General features: G+C 40.6%; 29 protein-coding genes, 1 rRNA gene and 1 pseudogene. All 31 read left to right on the top strand.

Features of this window, described 5'->3' with window-relative positions; translation table 11 throughout:
• Window positions 1–107 precede the first annotated feature (107 nt).
• Window positions 108–416: a 30S ribosomal protein S10 gene (gene rpsJ, locus P7J58_RS08095; RefSeq protein WP_002939332.1), complete on the top strand. Its 309-nt coding sequence runs from the start codon at window positions 108–110 to the stop codon at window positions 414–416.
• Window positions 417–630: 214 nt separating this feature from the next.
• Complete coding sequence (gene rplC / locus P7J58_RS08090) at window positions 631–1,257, top strand: 50S ribosomal protein L3 (protein WP_408556089.1); 627 nt, start codon at window positions 631–633, stop codon at window positions 1,255–1,257.
• Window positions 1,258–1,281: 24 nt separating this feature from the next.
• Entirely contained in the window at window positions 1,282–1,905 is a 624-nt protein-coding gene (gene rplD, locus P7J58_RS08085; protein WP_004195490.1) for a 50S ribosomal protein L4, read from the top strand.
• Complete coding sequence (locus P7J58_RS08080; protein WP_024379978.1) at window positions 1,905–2,204, top strand: 50S ribosomal protein L23; 300 nt, start codon at window positions 1,905–1,907, stop codon at window positions 2,202–2,204. Before rplD ends, P7J58_RS08080 begins: the two co-directional genes overlap by 1 nt.
• A 17-nt stretch (window positions 2,205–2,221) precedes the next feature.
• Window positions 2,222–3,055, top strand: coding sequence for a 50S ribosomal protein L2 (gene rplB / locus P7J58_RS08075; protein WP_024379979.1), 834 nt, complete (start codon window positions 2,222–2,224; stop codon window positions 3,053–3,055).
• Between the two features lie 250 nt (window positions 3,056–3,305).
• Window positions 3,306–3,587: a 30S ribosomal protein S19 gene (gene rpsS, locus P7J58_RS08070; RefSeq protein WP_000533766.1), complete on the top strand. Its 282-nt coding sequence runs from the start codon at window positions 3,306–3,308 to the stop codon at window positions 3,585–3,587.
• A 17-nt stretch (window positions 3,588–3,604) separates the two neighbouring features.
• Window positions 3,605–3,949, top strand: a complete 345-nt coding sequence (gene rplV, locus P7J58_RS08065) for a 50S ribosomal protein L22 (protein WP_002936662.1) — start codon at window positions 3,605–3,607, stop codon at window positions 3,947–3,949.
• 12 nt (window positions 3,950–3,961) lie between these two features.
• A complete protein-coding gene (gene rpsC / locus P7J58_RS08060) occupies window positions 3,962–4,615 on the top strand; it encodes a 30S ribosomal protein S3 (protein ID WP_002936661.1) in 654 nt (217 codons plus the stop codon).
• A 3-nt stretch (window positions 4,616–4,618) separates the two neighbouring features.
• The gene (gene rplP, locus P7J58_RS08055; protein WP_002936660.1) at window positions 4,619–5,032 is read left to right on the top strand and encodes a 50S ribosomal protein L16; all 414 of its coding nucleotides are present in this window, start codon (window positions 4,619–4,621) and stop codon (window positions 5,030–5,032) included.
• A gap of 9 nt (window positions 5,033–5,041) precedes the next feature.
• On the top strand, window positions 5,042–5,248 hold the full coding sequence (gene rpmC / locus P7J58_RS08050; protein ID WP_024377707.1) for a 50S ribosomal protein L29: 207 nt from the start codon (window positions 5,042–5,044) through the stop codon (window positions 5,246–5,248).
• Between the two features lie 23 nt (window positions 5,249–5,271).
• Window positions 5,272–5,532: a 30S ribosomal protein S17 gene (rpsQ, locus tag P7J58_RS08045; protein ID WP_000440801.1), complete on the top strand. Its 261-nt coding sequence runs from the start codon at window positions 5,272–5,274 to the stop codon at window positions 5,530–5,532.
• Between the two features lie 24 nt (window positions 5,533–5,556).
• Window positions 5,557–5,925, top strand: coding sequence for a 50S ribosomal protein L14 (rplN, locus tag P7J58_RS08040; RefSeq protein WP_004195497.1), 369 nt, complete (start codon window positions 5,557–5,559; stop codon window positions 5,923–5,925).
• Window positions 5,926–6,107: 182 nt separating this feature from the next.
• The gene (gene rplX, locus P7J58_RS08035) at window positions 6,108–6,413 is read left to right on the top strand and encodes a 50S ribosomal protein L24 (RefSeq protein ID WP_002936656.1); all 306 of its coding nucleotides are present in this window, start codon (window positions 6,108–6,110) and stop codon (window positions 6,411–6,413) included.
• A 23-nt stretch (window positions 6,414–6,436) separates the two neighbouring features.
• Window positions 6,437–6,979: a 50S ribosomal protein L5 gene (gene rplE / locus P7J58_RS08030; protein WP_002936653.1), complete on the top strand. Its 543-nt coding sequence runs from the start codon at window positions 6,437–6,439 to the stop codon at window positions 6,977–6,979.
• A gap of 14 nt (window positions 6,980–6,993) precedes the next feature.
• On the top strand, window positions 6,994–7,179 hold the full coding sequence (locus P7J58_RS08025; RefSeq protein ID WP_002936651.1) for a type Z 30S ribosomal protein S14: 186 nt from the start codon (window positions 6,994–6,996) through the stop codon (window positions 7,177–7,179).
• Between the two features lie 189 nt (window positions 7,180–7,368).
• Window positions 7,369–7,767: a 30S ribosomal protein S8 gene (gene rpsH, locus P7J58_RS08020; protein ID WP_002936647.1), complete on the top strand. Its 399-nt coding sequence runs from the start codon at window positions 7,369–7,371 to the stop codon at window positions 7,765–7,767.
• A 360-nt stretch (window positions 7,768–8,127) separates the two neighbouring features.
• On the top strand, window positions 8,128–8,664 hold the full coding sequence (gene rplF / locus P7J58_RS08015) for a 50S ribosomal protein L6 (protein WP_004195502.1): 537 nt from the start codon (window positions 8,128–8,130) through the stop codon (window positions 8,662–8,664).
• An 88-nt stretch (window positions 8,665–8,752) separates the two neighbouring features.
• Entirely contained in the window at window positions 8,753–9,109 is a 357-nt protein-coding gene (rplR, locus tag P7J58_RS08010) for a 50S ribosomal protein L18 (protein ID WP_002936641.1), read from the top strand.
• 18 nt (window positions 9,110–9,127) lie between these two features.
• On the top strand, window positions 9,128–9,622 hold the full coding sequence (gene rpsE / locus P7J58_RS08005) for a 30S ribosomal protein S5 (protein ID WP_408556088.1): 495 nt from the start codon (window positions 9,128–9,130) through the stop codon (window positions 9,620–9,622).
• A 14-nt stretch (window positions 9,623–9,636) separates the two neighbouring features.
• Window positions 9,637–9,819, top strand: a complete 183-nt coding sequence (gene rpmD, locus P7J58_RS08000) for a 50S ribosomal protein L30 (protein WP_002936638.1) — start codon at window positions 9,637–9,639, stop codon at window positions 9,817–9,819.
• Between the two features lie 135 nt (window positions 9,820–9,954).
• Window positions 9,955–10,395: a 50S ribosomal protein L15 gene (gene rplO / locus P7J58_RS07995; protein ID WP_002936637.1), complete on the top strand. Its 441-nt coding sequence runs from the start codon at window positions 9,955–9,957 to the stop codon at window positions 10,393–10,395.
• 13 nt (window positions 10,396–10,408) lie between these two features.
• A complete protein-coding gene (secY, locus tag P7J58_RS07990; RefSeq protein WP_024418816.1) occupies window positions 10,409–11,719 on the top strand; it encodes a preprotein translocase subunit SecY in 1,311 nt (436 codons plus the stop codon).
• Window positions 11,720–11,812: 93 nt separating this feature from the next.
• A complete protein-coding gene (locus tag P7J58_RS07985; RefSeq protein ID WP_002936630.1) occupies window positions 11,813–12,454 on the top strand; it encodes an adenylate kinase in 642 nt (213 codons plus the stop codon).
• 121 nt (window positions 12,455–12,575) lie between these two features.
• Window positions 12,576–12,794 carry a translation initiation factor IF-1 gene (gene infA / locus P7J58_RS07980; protein ID WP_002936627.1) on the top strand — a complete coding sequence of 73 codons (219 nt, stop codon included), beginning with the start codon at window positions 12,576–12,578 and terminating at the stop codon, window positions 12,792–12,794.
• A gap of 24 nt (window positions 12,795–12,818) precedes the next feature.
• Complete coding sequence (gene rpmJ, locus P7J58_RS07975) at window positions 12,819–12,935, top strand: 50S ribosomal protein L36 (protein WP_001808836.1); 117 nt, start codon at window positions 12,819–12,821, stop codon at window positions 12,933–12,935.
• 19 nt (window positions 12,936–12,954) lie between these two features.
• Complete coding sequence (gene rpsM, locus P7J58_RS07970) at window positions 12,955–13,320, top strand: 30S ribosomal protein S13 (RefSeq protein WP_002936622.1); 366 nt, start codon at window positions 12,955–12,957, stop codon at window positions 13,318–13,320.
• Between the two features lie 17 nt (window positions 13,321–13,337).
• Window positions 13,338–13,721, top strand: a complete 384-nt coding sequence (gene rpsK, locus P7J58_RS07965; RefSeq protein WP_004195509.1) for a 30S ribosomal protein S11 — start codon at window positions 13,338–13,340, stop codon at window positions 13,719–13,721.
• A 44-nt stretch (window positions 13,722–13,765) separates the two neighbouring features.
• Window positions 13,766–14,704 carry a DNA-directed RNA polymerase subunit alpha gene (locus P7J58_RS07960; RefSeq protein WP_004195512.1) on the top strand — a complete coding sequence of 313 codons (939 nt, stop codon included), beginning with the start codon at window positions 13,766–13,768 and terminating at the stop codon, window positions 14,702–14,704.
• A 14-nt stretch (window positions 14,705–14,718) separates the two neighbouring features.
• Entirely contained in the window at window positions 14,719–15,105 is a 387-nt protein-coding gene (rplQ, locus tag P7J58_RS07955) for a 50S ribosomal protein L17 (protein ID WP_000331493.1), read from the top strand.
• 198 nt (window positions 15,106–15,303) lie between these two features.
• A pseudogene (locus P7J58_RS07950) lies at window positions 15,304–16,599 on the top strand (glutamate-cysteine ligase family protein).
• A 536-nt stretch (window positions 16,600–17,135) separates the two neighbouring features.
• A 16S ribosomal RNA gene (locus tag P7J58_RS07945) occupies window positions 17,136–17,216 on the top strand; the annotation flags it as partial.

The following is a 17,216-nucleotide window of genomic DNA, read 5'->3' as shown; positions in this document are numbered from 1 at the left end:
CTTTGATGCAAGAGGTTGCGACACGCTCGGTTGCATTGCCACGCAACACGTGTTGGTTTTCTTGTGGAGCTAGCCTATTATGTTAAATAGACGAAAAGGAGAAAAAGATGGCAAACAAAAAAATTCGCATCCGCTTGAAAGCGTACGAACACCGTACACTTGATACAGCAGCTGCAAAAATCGTTGAAACTGCAACACGTACAGGTGCTCAAGTAGCTGGTCCAGTTCCGCTTCCAACAGAACGTAGCCTCTACACAATCATCCGTGCGACTCACAAGTACAAAGACTCTCGTGAGCAGTTCGAAATGCGTACACACAAACGTTTGATCGACATCATCAACCCAACTCAAAAAACAGTTGATGCTTTGATGAAATTGGATCTTCCAAGTGGTGTAAACGTAGAAATTAAATTGTAATCAAGTAGCAAGGTAGACAAGCAAGTGTTCGTCAAGTAATCGAACACGGGCTAAACTCCGTGTGAAAAAGATAAAATTGTCTAGGCTCTCGGAGCCGTCGCCGAATTTTCCTATTTTCACGTTGAGTTTGACGCCCTTTGTATCTTGATTTGAGCATGAAAAACGCTCGTTAAAAACTTTTTAACTATAAAATAAGAAAAGGAATATTTTTCTCATGACAAAAGGAATCTTAGGGAAAAAAGTGGGAATGACTCAAATCTTCACTGAATCTGGTGAATTTATCCCTGTTACTGTCATCGAAGCAACTCCAAACGTTGTTCTTCAAGTGAAAACAGTTGAAACTGACGGTTATGCGGCAGTTCAAGTTGGTTTTGATGACAAACGTGAAGTATTGAGCAACAAACCTGCCAAAGGCCATGTAGCTAAAGCTAACACAGCTCCTAAGCGCTTCATTCGTGAATTCAAAAACATTGAAGGCTTGGAAGTTGGACAAGAAATTACAGTTGAAACTTTCTCAGCTGGTGATGTTGTTGATGTAACTGGTACATCTAAAGGTAAAGGTTTCCAAGGTGTTATCAAACGCCATGGTCAATCACGTGGTCCTATGGCTCACGGTTCTCGTTACCACCGTCGTCCAGGTTCTATGGGTCCTGTTGCACCTAACCGTGTATTCAAAGGTAAAAACCTTGCAGGTCGCATGGGCGGCAACCGTGTAACAATTCAAAACCTTGAAGTTGTACAAGTTGTTCCAGAAAAGAACGTTATCCTTATCAAAGGTAACGTACCAGGTGCTAAGAAATCTCTTATCACTATCAAGTCAGCAGTTAAAGCTGGTAAATAATAAGGAAAGGGGAAATCAGTCGAAATGGCAAACGTAACATTATTTGACCAAACTGGTAAACAAGCTGGTGAAGTAGTTCTTAACGATGCGATCTTTGGTATCGAGCCAAACCAAGCAGTTGTATTTGATGTAATCATCAGCCAACGTGCTAGCCTTCGTCAAGGTACTCACGCAGTTAAAAACCGTTCAGCAGTCTCAGGTGGCGGACGCAAACCATGGCGTCAAAAAGGAACTGGACGTGCTCGTCAAGGTTCTATCCGTTCACCACAATGGCGTGGCGGTGGCGTAGTCTTCGGACCAACTCCACGTTCATACGCGTACAAACTTCCACAAAAAGTTCGTCGCTTGGCACTTAAATCTGTTTACTCAGAAAAAGTTGCTGAAAACAAATTTGTAGCTGTTAACTCACTTGAATTCACAGCTCCAAAAACTGCTGAATTTGCAAAAGTACTTGCAGCATTGAGCATTGATTCTAAAGTCCTTGTTATTCTTGAAGAAGGCAACGAATTCGCAGCTCTTTCTGCTCGTAACATCCCAGGAGTTAAAGTTGCAACTGCAACAACTGCAAGCGTACTTGACATCGCAAATGCAGACAAACTTCTTGTAACTCAAGCAGCTATCTCTAAAATTGAGGAGGTTCTTGCATAATGAATTTGTATGATGTTATCAAAAAACCTGTCATCACAGAAAGCTCAATGGGCCAACTCGAAGCAGGCAAGTATGTATTTGAAGTTGACACTCGTGCACACAAACTCTTGATCAAGCAAGCTGTTGAAGCTGCATTCGAGGGTGTTAAAGTTGCGAATGTGAACACAATCAACGTGAAACCTAAAACAAAACGCGTAGGTCGTTATGTAGGTCGCACAAACAAAGTGAAAAAAGCAATCATCACATTGACTGCTGATTCAAAAGCGATCGAATTGTTCGCTACAGCTGACGCTGAATAATCAAAGGAGGAATTAACGTGGGTATTAAAGTTTATAAACCAACGACAAATGGCCGTCGTAACATGACTTCTTTGGACTTCGCTGAAATCACAACAAGCACTCCAGAAAAAAGCTTGCTTGTTGCTTTGAAGAGCAAAGCTGGTCGTAACAACAACGGTCGCATCACTGTTCGTCACCAAGGTGGCGGTCACAAACGTTTCTACCGTTTGATTGACTTCAAACGTAACAAAGATGGCGTTGAAGCAATCGTTAAAACGATCGAGTACGATCCAAACCGTTCAGCAAACATCGCTCTTGTACACTACACAGACGGTGTTAAAGCTTACATCATTGCTCCTAAAGGTCTTGAAGTTGGTCAACGCATCGTTTCAGGTCCAGAAGCAGATATCAAAGTTGGTAACGCACTTCCACTTGCAAACATCCCAGTCGGTACTGTTGTTCACAACATCGAGTTGAAACCAGGTCGCGGTGGTGAGTTGGTTCGTGCTGCTGGTGCATCTGCACAGGTTCTTGGTCAAGAAGGTAAATACGTTCTTGTTCGCCTTCAATCAGGTGAAGTTCGTATGATCCTTGGTACTTGCCGTGCTACTGTTGGTACTGTAGGTAACGAACAACATGGCCTTGTTAACCTTGGTAAAGCAGGTCGTAGCCGTTGGAAAGGTATCCGTCCAACAGTTCGCGGTTCTGTAATGAACCCTAACGATCACCCACACGGTGGTGGTGAAGGTAAAGCACCAGTTGGTCGTAAAGCACCATCTACACCATGGGGTAAACCAGCTCTTGGTTTGAAAACTCGTAACAAGAAAGCTAAATCTGACAAACTTATCGTTCGTCGTCGCAACCAAAAATAATCTATTCTTAGTTGCTTAGCATTCTATATCATCCGCCAACTCGGTAGGGTTTGTTATGGACTGACTATTCCAGCACCTCAGTTTGATTGAAATGCCAGTTTGACGCAGTAGTTAATTGCAGTTTCTAGTAGCTTAGCTATGTCGAAACTTCTAATCAACTGTGCGGGGGCAGGACAACGAACACGGGAACTGGGGTTCTGTCCAGCTCCCAAGCCGCTGTGGTACATATTTTAAAGGAGAAAACACTAAAATGGGACGTAGTCTTAAAAAAGGACCTTTCGTCGATGAGCATTTGATGAAAAAAGTTGAAGCTCAAGCAAACGACGAAAAGAAAAAAGTAATTAAAACTTGGTCACGTCGTTCAACGATCTTCCCAAGTTTCATCGGTTATACAATCGCAGTTTACGATGGACGTAAACACGTGCCTGTATACATTCAAGAAGACATGGTAGGTCACAAACTTGGTGAATTTGCACCAACTCGTACTTACAAAGGTCATGCTGCTGACGACAAGAAAACTCGTCGTAAATAATTTAGGAGGAAAACACAATGGCAGAAATTACTTCAGCTAAAGCAACTGCTCGCACAGTACGTGTTTCACCTCGTAAATCACGTCTTGTCTTGGATAACATCCGTGGCAAAAGCGTAGCAGACGCAATCGCAATCTTGAAATTCACACCAAACAAAGCTGCAGGCATTATCGAGGGAGTTTTGAACTCAGCAATCGCTAACGCTGAAAACAACTTTGGTTTGGAAAAAGCTAACTTGGTAGTCAGCGAAGCATTCGCAAACGAAGGGCCAACGTTGAAACGTTTCCGTCCACGTGCGAAAGGTTCTGCTTCACCAATTAACAAACGCACAGCTCACATCACTGTAGTTGTGGCAGAGAAATAAGGAGGTAAAAACGTGGGTCAAAAAGTACATCCAATTGGTATGCGTGTTGGCATCATCCGTGATTGGGATGCTAAATGGTATGCTGAAAAAGAATACGCGGATTACCTTCATGAAGATCTTGCAATCCGCAACTTTATCAAAAAAGAATTGGCTGATGCGTCAACATCAACAATCGAAATCGAACGTGCTGTAAACAAAGTTATCGTTTCTATCCACACTGCTAAACCAGGTATGGTTATCGGTAAAGCTGGTAGCAACGTTGATGCACTTCGTGCTCAATTGAACAAATTGACTGGCAAACAAGTACACATCAACATCATCGAAATCAAACAACCTGATTTGGATGCACACCTTGTTGGTGAGTCAATCGCTCGTCAATTGGAGCAACGTGTGGCATTCCGCCGTGCTCAAAAACAAGCAATCCAACGTGCAATGCGCGCTGGTGCAAAAGGTATCAAAACACAAGTTTCTGGTCGTTTGAACGGTGCTGATATTGCCCGTGCAGAAGGCTACTCAGAAGGAACTGTTCCTCTTCATACACTTCGTGCGGATATCGACTACGCTTGGGAAGAAGCTTTGACAACTTACGGTAAACTTGGTGTTAAAGTATGGATCTACCGTGGTGAAGTTCTTCCAGCTCGTAAAAACACTAAAGGAGGTAAATAACAAATGTTAGTACCTAAACGTGTAAAACACCGTCGTGAATTCCGTGGAAAAATGCGCGGTGAAGCTAAAGGTGGAAAACAAGTAGACTTTGGTCAATACGGTCTTCAAGCAACTACTAGCTCATGGATTACAAACCGCCAAATCGAAGCTGCCCGTATCGCTATGACGCGTTACATGAAACGTGGTGGTAAAGTTTGGATTAAAATCTTCCCACACAAATCATACACTGCTAAAGCTATCGGTGTACGTATGGGTTCTGGTAAAGGTGCTCCTGAAGGTTGGGTAGCTCCAGTTAAACGCGGTAAGGTTATGTTTGAAGTGGCTGGCGTTTCTGAAGAAATCGCACGCGAAGCATTCCGCCTTGCTGGTCACAAATTGCCAGTTAAAGTTAAATTCGTAAAACGTGAAGCAGAATAAGGAGAAGACATGAAACTTCAAGAAATTAAAGATTTTGTAAAAGAACTTCGTGGCCTTTCTCAAGAAGAACTTGCTAAGAAAGAAAACGAATTGAAGAAAGAACTCTTCGAACTTCGTTTCCAAGCTGCTGCTGGTCAACTTGAGCAAACTGCTCGTTTGAACGAAGTGAAGAAACAAATTGCACGTATCAAAACTGTGCAATCTGAAGCTAAATAATAGATTGGGAAAGGAGAATTTCAATGGAACGCAATAATCGTAAAGTTCTTGTTGGACGCGTAGTATCTGACAAAATGGACAAAACAATCACAGTTGTAGTTGAAACTAAACGTAACCACCCAGTCTATGGTAAACGTATTAACTACTCTAAAAAGTACAAAGCTCATGATGAAAACAATGTTGCTAAAGAAGGCGATATCGTTCGTATCATGGAAACTCGCCCACTTTCAGCTACAAAACGTTTCCGTCTTGTAGAAGTTGTGGAAGAGGCAGTTATCATTTAATCAACCTGAAAGGAGAAAATTGACATGATTCAAACAGAGACTCGTTTGAAAGTTGCTGACAACAGTGGCGCACGTGAAATCTTGACAATCAAAGTTCTTGGTGGTTCAGGACGTAAATTCGCGAACATCGGCGACATCATCGTTGCTTCAGTAAAACAAGCTACTCCTGGTGGTGCGGTTAAAAAAGGTGACGTTGTTAAAGCCGTTATCGTTCGTACTAAGACAGGTGCTCGTCGTGCTGATGGTTCATACATCAAATTCGATGAGAATGCTGCAGTTATCATCCGTGAAGATAAAACACCTCGCGGAACTCGTATCTTTGGCCCAGTGGCACGCGAATTGCGTGACGGCGGTTTTATGAAAATCGTTTCATTGGCACCAGAAGTACTTTAATCAAATAGTTTTAGGAAATTTGTTACAGACTAGGCAGTTTGTTGCAGATAGTACTTGAGTACATCAAAACAAACTAACGAAGTCTGTGACGGATTTAGTAAACTAGAAAACAAACTAAGTCCCCTGGTTAACAAACTAACCAGGGTGCCCATTAGGGCGTAAGAAATCATAGGAGAAATCAAATGTTTGTAAAAAAAGGCGATAAAGTTCGCGTAATCGCTGGTAAAGACAAAGGCGTTGAAGCAGTTGTCGTAACAGCACTTCCAAAAGTAAACAAAGTTATTGTTGAAGGTGTTAACATCGTTAAGAAACACCAAAAACCAAATAGCGAAAACCCTCAAGGTGCTATCGTTGAAAAAGAAGCTCCAATCCATGTGTCAAACGTTCAAGTTCTTGACAAAAATGGTGTTGCAGGACGCGTTGGTTACAAGTTTGTAGACGGCAAAAAAGTTCGCTACAACAAAAAATCAGGCGAAGTGCTTGATTAATCACGAAGGAAAGGAGAAGTATAATGGCAAATCGTTTAAAAGAAAAATATCTTAATGAAGTAGTTCCTGCTTTGACTGAACAATTTAACTATTCTTCAGTTATGGCTGTGCCAAAAGTTGATAAGATCGTTTTGAACATGGGTGTTGGTGACGCTGTTTCTAACGCTAAAAACCTTGAGAAAGCTGCTCAAGAATTGGCTTTGATCTCAGGTCAAAAACCACTTATCACTAAAGCTAAGAAATCAATCGCCGGCTTCCGTCTTCGTGAGGGTGTTGCGATCGGTGCGAAAGTAACTCTTCGTGGCGAACGTATGTACGAGTTCTTGGACAAATTGGTTACAGTTTCACTTCCACGTGTACGTGACTTCCACGGTGTACCAACTAAGTCATTTGACGGACGTGGTAACTACACACTTGGTGTGAAAGAGCAATTGATCTTCCCAGAAATCAACTTCGACGATGTTGATAAAACTCGCGGTATGGATATCGTTATCGTTACAACTGCTAACACTGACGAAGAATCACGTGCATTGCTTACTGGCCTTGGTATGCCGTTTGCAAAATAAGAGGGAGAGAATAAATGGCTAAAAAATCAATGATCGCTAAGAACAAACGCCCAGCTAAGTTCTCTACACAAGCTTACACACGCTGTGAAAAATGTGGACGTCCACACTCAGTTTACCGCAAATTCAAATTGTGCCGTGTATGCTTCCGCGACTTGGCTTACCTTGGACAAATTCCGGGTGTAACAAAAGCTTCTTGGTAAGAATAACTTGCTATTCCGTTGCAATTCGTCGTCAGCACTTCTTGCCGTACGCTAGTACTGCCTGCGAAGTGCTTCCTAGACTTGCTTAGGACTAGCAACTTATTCTATATACACTTATCACTAGTCCGCAAGGACATCATTAACTAGCAAGTGATTCAATCAAACTGCTAGTAAGAGGAGAAACAACAAATGGTTATGACTGACCCAATTGCAGATTTTTTGACACGTATTCGTAACGCTAACCAAGCAAAACACGAAGTGCTTGAAGTTCCTGCATCAAACATCAAAAAAGGTATTGCTACAATCCTTAAAAACGAAGGTTTTGTAAAAAACGTTGAATTCATCGAAGATGACAAACAAGGCATCATCCGTGTATTCTTGAAATACGGACCAAACGGTGAAAAAGTTATCACTAACTTGAAACGCGTTTCAAAACCAGGTCTTCGTGTTTACTCAAAACGTGAAGATATTCCAAAAGTTCTTAACGGACTTGGTATCGCAATCATCTCAACATCAGAAGGCCTTTTGACTGACAAACAAGCTCGTCAAAAGAACGTTGGTGGTGAGGTTATCGCATACGTTTGGTAATCTTTTAGCTTCCAATTTCGTCATGTGCCTGTGTTAGAGCGTCTTGACATACTCAAGTATGGTCTGCGTCGCTCTGCCTTGCCACATTTAGAAATTGAAACCTAAAAGCATGATACAAATGCGAGAGGACCAACTCTTCGTGCGCGTTCAAATCAGACGTACTGATTATTTAGTATCATGTAACCTGCTCAATCGAACACGGGCTAAAGTCTGTGTAAAAAAGACAATCCTTCCTCGAAGCTTAGGCTTCTGCGTCAGGATTCCTATTTTTACTTTGACTTCTTAACGCCCTCTGTATCATGAGCCCCCGTGAAAACTAGTCGCTTGACGGCTTGATAATTTAACAGGAGAATTAAAAATATGTCACGTATTGGTAATAAAGTAATTACATTGCCTGCTGGCGTTGAGCTTGCTCAAAACAACGGCGTGGTAACTGTAAAAGGACCTAAAGGGGAATTGACTCGTGAATTCCCAACTGCTATTGAAATCCGTGTGGAAGGTGCAGAAGTAACTCTTCACCGTCCAAACGATTCAAAAGAAATGAAGACTATTCACGGTACTAGCCGTGCTAACCTCAACAACATGGTTGTTGGTGTTTCTGAAGGCTTCAAAAAAGAACTTGAAATGCGTGGTGTCGGTTACCGTGCTCAATTGGCTGGTAACAAATTGACACTTGCTGTTGGTAAATCACATCCAGATGAAGTGGTTGCACCAGAAGGAATCACATTTGAAGTTCCAACACCAACACAAATCGTCGTGTCTGGTATCAACAAAGAAGTTGTTGGTCAAACAGCAGCTTACATCCGTAGCCTTCGCGCTCCTGAGCCATACAAAGGTAAAGGTATCCGCTACGTTGGTGAATTCGTTCGCCGTAAAGAAGGTAAAACAGGTAAATAATAGCTTGCTGAGGTGGCTTAGCCACCTGGCTGACTATTTCTCAAATTGTTTCGTAAGAAACAGAATCATACATTAAGAGGTGAATATTGTGATTTCAAAACCAGATAAAAACAAAATCCGCCAAAAACGCCACCGTCGCGTTCGCGGTAAAATCTCTGGAACTGCTGCTCGCCCACGTTTGAACATTTTCCGTTCTAATACAGGCATCTACGCTCAAGTGATTGATGACGTAGCGGGTGTAACGCTCGCAAGCGCTTCTACTCTTGATAAAGAAGTTTCAAAAGGTACTAAGACAGAACAAGCTGTTGTTGTAGGTAAACTCGTTGCTGAACGCGCGGTAGCTAAAGGTATTTCTGAAGTGGTCTTTGACCGCGGTGGATATCTCTATCACGGACGTGTGAAAGCTTTGGCTGAATCAGCTCGTGAAAACGGATTGAAATTCTAATAGGGAGGACACTAAGAAATGGCATTCAAAGATAACGCAGTTGAAATTGAAGAACGCGTAGTAGCCATCAACCGTGTTACAAAAGTTGTTAAAGGTGGACGTCGTCTTCGTTTTGCAGCTCTTGTGGTTGTTGGTGACCGTAACGGTCGCGTAGGTTTCGGTACTGGTAAAGCTCAAGAAGTACCAGAAGCTATTCGTAAAGCAGTTGAATCTGCTAAGAAAAACATGATTGAAGTACCAATGGTTGGTACAACAATCCCTCACGAAGTTCGCTCAGAATTTGGCGGCGCTCGTGTATTGTTGAAACCTGCTTCAGAAGGTTCTGGGGTTGCTGCCGGTGGTGCAACTCGTGCCGTAATCGAATTGGCAGGTATCGCAGATGTGACTTCTAAGTCACTTGGTTCAAACACACCAATCAACATCGTTCGCGCAACAGTTGAAGGTTTGAAACAATTGAAACGTGCTGAAGAAGTGGCTGCACTTCGTGGCGTCTCAGTTTCTGATTTAGCATAAGAAAGGAGATACTCATGGCTCAAATTAAAATCACTTTGACTAAGTCTCCAATCGGTCGCAAACCAGAACAACGTAAAACAGTTGTTGCACTTGGACTTGGTAAATTGAACTCTTCAGTTGTTAAAGAAGATAACCCAGCTATTCTTGGAATGGTTAACGCTATCTCTCACTTGGTAACTGTAGAAGAAGTTAAATAATCTAACAAATAGACTAAGTCGCATTGAGAAATCTTTGCGACTTCTAGTCCATTTTACATATTTACATACAGCGAGTTTGTGGAGGAAGACTCTTGTACTTCACAGGCGCTAGCATATATAAGAGGAGAAATAATAATGAAACTTCATGAATTACAACCTGCTACAGGTTCTCGTAAAGTCCGCAACCGTGTAGGTCGTGGTACATCATCAGGTAACGGTAAAACATCTGGCCGTGGTCAAAAAGGTCAAAAAGCTCGTAGCGGTGGCGGTGTTCGCCCAGGTTTTGAAGGTGGACAAACTCCATTGTTCCGTCGACTTCCAAAACGTGGATTTACAAATATCAATGCTAAAGAGTACGCAATCGTTAACCTTGATCAATTGAACGCTTTTGAAGATGGTGCAGAAGTAACACCAGTTGTGCTTATCGAAGCTGGAATCGTTAAAGCTGAAAAATCAGGAATTAAAATTCTTGGTAACGGTGAATTGACGAAGAAATTGACAGTTAAAGCTGCTAAATTCTCTAAATCAGCTGAAGAAGCAATCACTTCTAAAGGTGGCTCAGTAGAAGTCATCTAAGAGGTGACCGCCTATGTTTTTTAAACTTTTAAAAGATGCCTTAAAGGTAAAATTGGTACGTAGTAAAATTCTATTTACTATCTTTATCCTTTTTGTCTTCCGTGTAGGAACCCACATTACAGTACCAGGAGTAAACGCAAAGAGTCTTGAAGCCTTGTCAAACGTTCCATTTTTGAACATGTTGAGTTTGGTTTCGGGAAATGCTATGCGTAATTTCTCAGTTTTCGCACTAGGTGTTAGTCCTTATATTACAGCTTCCATCATTGTTCAACTTTTGCAAATGGATATTTTACCTAAATTTGTTGAATGGGGTAAGCAAGGTGAAGTTGGTCGTCGTAAACTGAATCAGGCAACACGCTACATTTCTTTGGTACTGGCATTTGTTCAATCTATTGGTATTACAGCAGGCTTTAATGCCTTGTCTGGTGCAAAGTTGACCAGTATGCCATTAAATTGGCAAACATATTTGTTGATTGGATCCATCTTGACAACAGGTTCGATTATTGTAACCTGGTTGGGGGAACAGATTTCTGAAAAGGGCTATGGTAATGGTACATCAATGATCATCTTCGCGGGTATCATTTCATCACTACCAGGAACTTTTCACGAGATTTACATTGATCGCTTTGTTAATATTGAATCAAGTCGTTTGGGGGAGTCAGCAATCTTTGTTGCTGCACTCGTCGTATTAATATTCTTTGTTGTGTATTTTACAACTTTTGTACAACAAGCAGAATATAAATTACCAATTCAATATACAAAACGTGCACAAGGAGCACCTTCTAGCTCATATTTACCGCTGAAATTGAATCCATCAGGAGTCATTCCCGTAATCTTTGCAGGCTCAATCACCGCAGTTCCAACTTCTTTGATTCAATATTTCGCAAGTCAAAATAAGAGTGCCGGGTGGTTATTGACGGTTCAGGAATACTTTGATTATTCAACTGCTAAAGGTATGATTGTATATGCAGGTTTAATTATTGCCTTTACATTCTTCTACACTTTTGTTCAAGTAAATCCTGAGAAGACTGCAGAAAGCCTTCAGAAAAGTGCAGCCTATATCCATGGAGTTCGTCCTGGTAATGGCACTGAACAGTTTTTGTCAAAATTATTGACAAGATTGGCAGTAATCGGCGCGCTCTTCTTGAGTTTTGTAGCTTTGTTGCCTATCCTTGCGCAAAATCTCTTTGGGCTTTCTTCAAGCATTGCGTTCCTTGGTACAAGTTTGATTATCGTAATCTCTACAAGTATCGAAGGCATCAAGCAATTAGAAGGCTACCTTCTTAAGAGAAAATATGTAGGTTTCTTAGAAATTACAGAATAGAATATAGGTTGACCTAGTCAACCTTCTATTTTGTTTTTAGATAAGTTTGTCAATAATGGCAAATTTATGTGAAAACAAAATAAGGAGTTTGTCATGAATCTTTTAATTATGGGTTTACCAGGTGCTGGTAAAGGGACACAAGCGGCCAAGATTGTTGAGAAATTCAATGTTGCTCATATTTCAACAGGAGATATGTTCCGTGCAGCAATGGCCAATCAGACTGAAATGGGTATTCTTGCCAAGTCGTACATCGATAAGGGGGACCTCGTTCCCGATGAAGTTACTAATGGCATTGTCAAAGAACGTTTGGTTCAGGATGACATCAAGGAAAAAGGCTTTTTGCTAGATGGCTATCCTCGTACGATTGAACAAGCCCATGCCTTGGATGAAAATTTGGCTGACTTAGGAATTGAGTTGCAAGGTGTTATCAATATTGAGATTGATCCTTCAAAATTGGTAGAGCGTCTCAGCGGTCGTATTATTCATAAAGAAACCGGAGAGACTTTCCACAAAGTATTCAATCCACCTGTTGGAGACTACAAAGAGGAAGACTTCTATCAACGTGAAGATGACAAGCCAGAATCTGTCAAACGTCGTTTAGAGGTCAATATCGCACAAGGACAGCCAATCATTGATCATTATCGTGCAAAAGGGCTGGTCCATGATATTGAAGGAGACCAAGACATTGACCTTGTTTTCCAAGCAATTGATACAGTACTATCAAAATTGCAATAAACTAATAGATTTGGCTTGCATTTTTTATACAAAGATGATAAAATAGCCTAGTCTGACTTATAATTGTTACCTCTGTGTTCAGAGGACATCAAATCGATATTTAGAGAGGGGTTACTTTTGCATGGCAAAAGAAGATGTGATTGAAATTGAAGGCAAAGTAGTCGATACAATGCCAAATGCTATGTTTACTGTTGAGTTGGAGAACGGACACCAAGTCCTTGCAACTGTTTCAGGTAAAATCCGTAAAAACTACATTCGTATTTTGGTCGGTGACCGCGTAACTGTTGAGCTTAGTCCATACGACTTGACACGTGGACGTATCACATACCGCTTTAAATAGTCGAAATACTTGGAGGGATTAAACATGAAAGTAAGACCATCGGTCAAACCAATTTGCGAATACTGCAAAGTTATTCGTCGTAATGGTCGTGTTATGGTGATTTGCCCAGCAAACCCTAAACACAAGCAACGTCAAGGTTAAGAAATAGAAAGGAGAAAACATGGCTCGTATTGCTGGAGTTGACATTCCAAATGACAAACGTGTAGTTATTTCATTAACTTATGTTTATGGTATCGGTCTTGCAACATCTAAAAAAATTCTTGCAGCTGCAGGTATTTCAGAAGATGTACGCGTGAAAGATTTGACATCAGATCAAGAAGATGCTATTCGTCGTGAAGTTGATGCAATCAAAGTTGAAGGTGACCTCCGTCGTGAAGTTAACTTGAACATCAAACGTTTGATGGAAATCGGTTCATACCGTGGTATCCGTCACCGTCGTGGACTTCCTGTCCGTGGACAAAACACTAAAAACAATGCCCGCACTCGTAAAGGTAAAGCTGTTGCGATTGCAGGTAAGAAAAAATAATATAGGAGGTAGAAAAATTGGCTAAACCAACACGTAAACGTCGTGTGAAAAAGAATATCGAATCTGGTATTGCTCATATTCACGCTACATTTAATAACACTATTGTTATGATTACTGATGTGCATGGTAACGCTATTGCTTGGTCATCAGCTGGTGCTCTTGGTTTCAAAGGTTCTCGTAAATCTACACCATTCGCAGCTCAAATGGCTTCAGAAGCAGCTGCTAAATCTGCACAAGAACACGGTCTTAAAACAGTTGAAGTTACCGTTAAAGGCCCAGGTTCAGGTCGTGAGTCTGCTATCCGCGCTCTTGCTGCCGCTGGTCTTGAAGTAACAGCAATTCGTGATGTGACTCCTGTACCACACAATGGTGCTCGTCCTCCAAAACGTCGCCGTGTATAATCATACATTCCATACACAGCTTTTCGTTTAAGAGGGAGTAAGAAATGATTGAGTTTGAAAAACCAACAATAACAAAAATTGATGAAAATAAAGATTACGGCAGATTTGTAATCGAACCATTAGAACGTGGTTACGGTACAACTCTTGGTAACTCTCTTCGTCGTGTACTTCTTGCCTCACTTCCAGGTGCTGCAGTAACATCAATTAAAATTGATGGTGTACTCCACGAATTCGACACAGTTCCAGGTGTTCGTGAAGATGTTATGCAAATTATTCTTAACATCAAAGGCATTGCTGTAAAATCTTATGTCGAAGACGAAAAGAAAATTGAACTTGATGTAGTAGGTCCAGCTGAAGTAACAGCAGGAGACATTCTTACAGATAGTGACATTGAAATTGTAAACCCTGACCATTATCTCTTTACCATTGCTGATGGTGCCACTTTTAAAGCTGTTTTGACTGTCAATTCAGGTCGTGGTTATGTACCAGCTGAGGGTAATAAGAAAGATGATGCACCAGTGGGAACACTTGCTGTAGATTCTATCTATACGCCAGTGAAGAAAGTCAATTATCAAGTTGAACCAGCTCGTGTTGGTAGCAACGATGGTTTTGACAAATTAACACTTGAAATCAATACAAATGGCACCATTATTCCAGAAGATGCTTTAGGTCTTTCTGCACGCATTTTGATGGAGCACTTAGGTCTCTTCACTGACTTGACTGAAGTTGCAAAATCTGCAGAAGTGATGAAAGAAGCTGAAGTGGCCTCAGATGATCGTATGCTTGATCGTACGATTGAAGAATTGGATCTATCTGTTCGCTCATATAACTGTCTGAAACGTGCAGGCATTAACACTGTATTCGACTTGACAGAGAAAACTGAGCCAGAAATGATGAAAGTGCGCAATCTTGGTCGCAAGAGTCTTGAAGAAGTTAAAGTTAAATTGGCTGATCTTGGTCTAGGATTGAAAAAAGATAAATAATATAGGAGGAAATCATGGCATACCGTAAACTAGGACGCACTAGCTCACAACGTAAAGCAATGTTGCGCGATTTGACAACTGACCTTTTGATCAACGAATCAATCGTTACAACTGAAGCTCGTGCTAAAGAAATCCGTAAAACAGTTGAAAAAATGATCACACTTGGTAAACGTGGTGATTTGCACGCACGTCGTCAAGCAGCAGCATTTGTTCGTAACGAAATTGCATCTGAAAACTATGATGAAGCAACTGATAAGTACACTTCTACTACAGCACTTCAAAAATTGTTCTCTGAAATTGCACCTCGTTATGCAGAACGTAATGGTGGATATACTCGTATCCTCAAAACTGAACCACGTCGTGGTGATGCTGCACCAATGGCAATTATCGAACTTGTATAAGATCATCAATTTTGTTGAGTGTTATGATGATGGAATCCTATTCTGATTCTTAGTCTAGCTCTGGTCTACCGCTGAGCTTGTCTCAGCGGTAACACTCATCATGTTGATTGGACGCTTGTTTACGAAATTACTCTAAGATAGAATAATTTCGTAAGCAGGCGTTTTTATTTTACTCAAAAATTTTGATATACTTATAAAATGAATAGAGAAGACACGACATCCCTAGGTAATTGTTTTGAAGAATACTATTTTGCTAACATTAAAGAAAAGCCAGATATGTTTATAGGTGTAGAATTAGAATATCCGATAGTTAATATCTCAGGGAAAGCAACTTCTATCCAAGTGGCTACAGATATGATGTGACATATATCTAATCAAAATGGGTTTACCATCGTCAAAAGAGATGATAGAGGAAATCCGATAGAACTCCAGCACGAGTCGGGAGACCTCATACTATTTGAAGTCACGTATAATACACTAGAATTTGCATTCGCAAAAGCCAAAAATATTGGTAGTGTAGAAGAGCGTCATAAAGAATTTCTAGAGCATATTCAATATTATTTGCGCCAAAATGGACACGAATTGCAGGGGTTAGGGATAAATCCCAACTGGGAAAATAATGACAATAGATCGGTAGATACGGGCCGATATAAGATGTTGATGAACTATCTCAAGCTAGGAGAAGGCAAACCTAATATGCATCCCTATACTGGATATGCTGGCTTTATTTGCGGAAATCAAGTGCAGTTTGATGTGAGTCGAAAATCCTTTTTACGAGTCATTAATGCGTTTAATAAAAATGAAGCAGCGAAGGCGTTTTTGTTTGCAAATTCACCATTCGATCATATGGATGATATGGCCCTTACTAGGGATTATTTTTGGGAATATTCAATGCATGGCCTCTTAAAAAATAACGTTGGTATCTACTCAGAGGAATTTCAAACTGAGGCAGAATATTGTCAATACCAAGAAGAGTCCGCAATGTTTTATGTCATCAGGGATAACTGCTATTATTATTTTAAACCAATTACTGTCAAATCTTTTTTTGAGCAAGAAAAATTTGCAGCATATTCAGAAACTGGAGAGATATGTCACTTTGTTCCGAAAGCAGATGATTTCAAAAACCATCGCTCATACCATTATCAAGAGCTTACCAAACGAGGGACTATTGAATTTCGAAGTACATGTACACAACCATTTGAAACAACATTTGCTCCCATAGCCTTTCATTTAGGTCTGCTCGCCAATCTCGTGAAATTGGAAGAAATTTTGGAATGTACAGAGTTTTTTAAAGAATTTGGCAGAGATTATTCGAAGCTACGTAGACAATTTTCGAGAAAAAAACTTTCTGATTTAGAACAAAGAATGGTGAAAGACTTTTCTAAGACATTATTAGATTGTGCACATGAAGCACTCCTTTTGAGAGGATACAGTGAAGAAAAATATTTAACTCCACTGTACAATTTATTAATTGATGACTTCGGGGTATTGTGACAGTCTACTAAAATATGAGTAGGTAGCCATAGACTTTCACCAAAAAACATAAAGACCGGTAAAATTTTGATATACTGGAGGCATACGAAGACAAATATACAATCTCTGATTAGTATGTCTCTCGTTTTTTCGCCAAATTTCATAAAAATATCCAAAAAATCTCAAAAAACCGGTTGACAATTGCCAAAGTAGATGATAGAATAAATGAGTTGTCTCTTGAAGGACTAGTTAATAGAGGAACGAAAAAAAGTTTCGAAAAAGTGTTGACAAGACCATCAGAAGATGATAGAATGAATGAGTTGTCTCTTGCGGGGCTAGTTAACAGAGGGACGAAAAAAAGTTTCAAAAAAGTGTTGACAAAGTTCATAAGAAATGATAAACTAAGATAGTTGTCGCGAGAGCGCGATAACGACAAGACCTTTGAAAATTAAAGAAGACGAACCAAACGTGCAGGGTGATTTATCTAAGGATAAATCGTCAATGACAAAAAACAATAAAACGGAAAGCTAGCAATAGCTTGAGTTTGAATCAAAACTTTTAATGAGAGTTTGATCCTGGCTCAGGACGAACGCTGGCGGCGTGCCTAATACATGCAAGTAGAACGCTGAAGTCTGGTG

The sequence above is a fragment of the Streptococcus suis genome, assembly GCF_046032535.1.
Lineage (GTDB): Bacteria > Bacillota > Bacilli > Lactobacillales > Streptococcaceae > Streptococcus > Streptococcus suis_AK.
The sequence above is the reverse complement of the archived record's forward strand: the minus strand, read 5'-3'. Positions and strand labels throughout refer to the sequence as shown.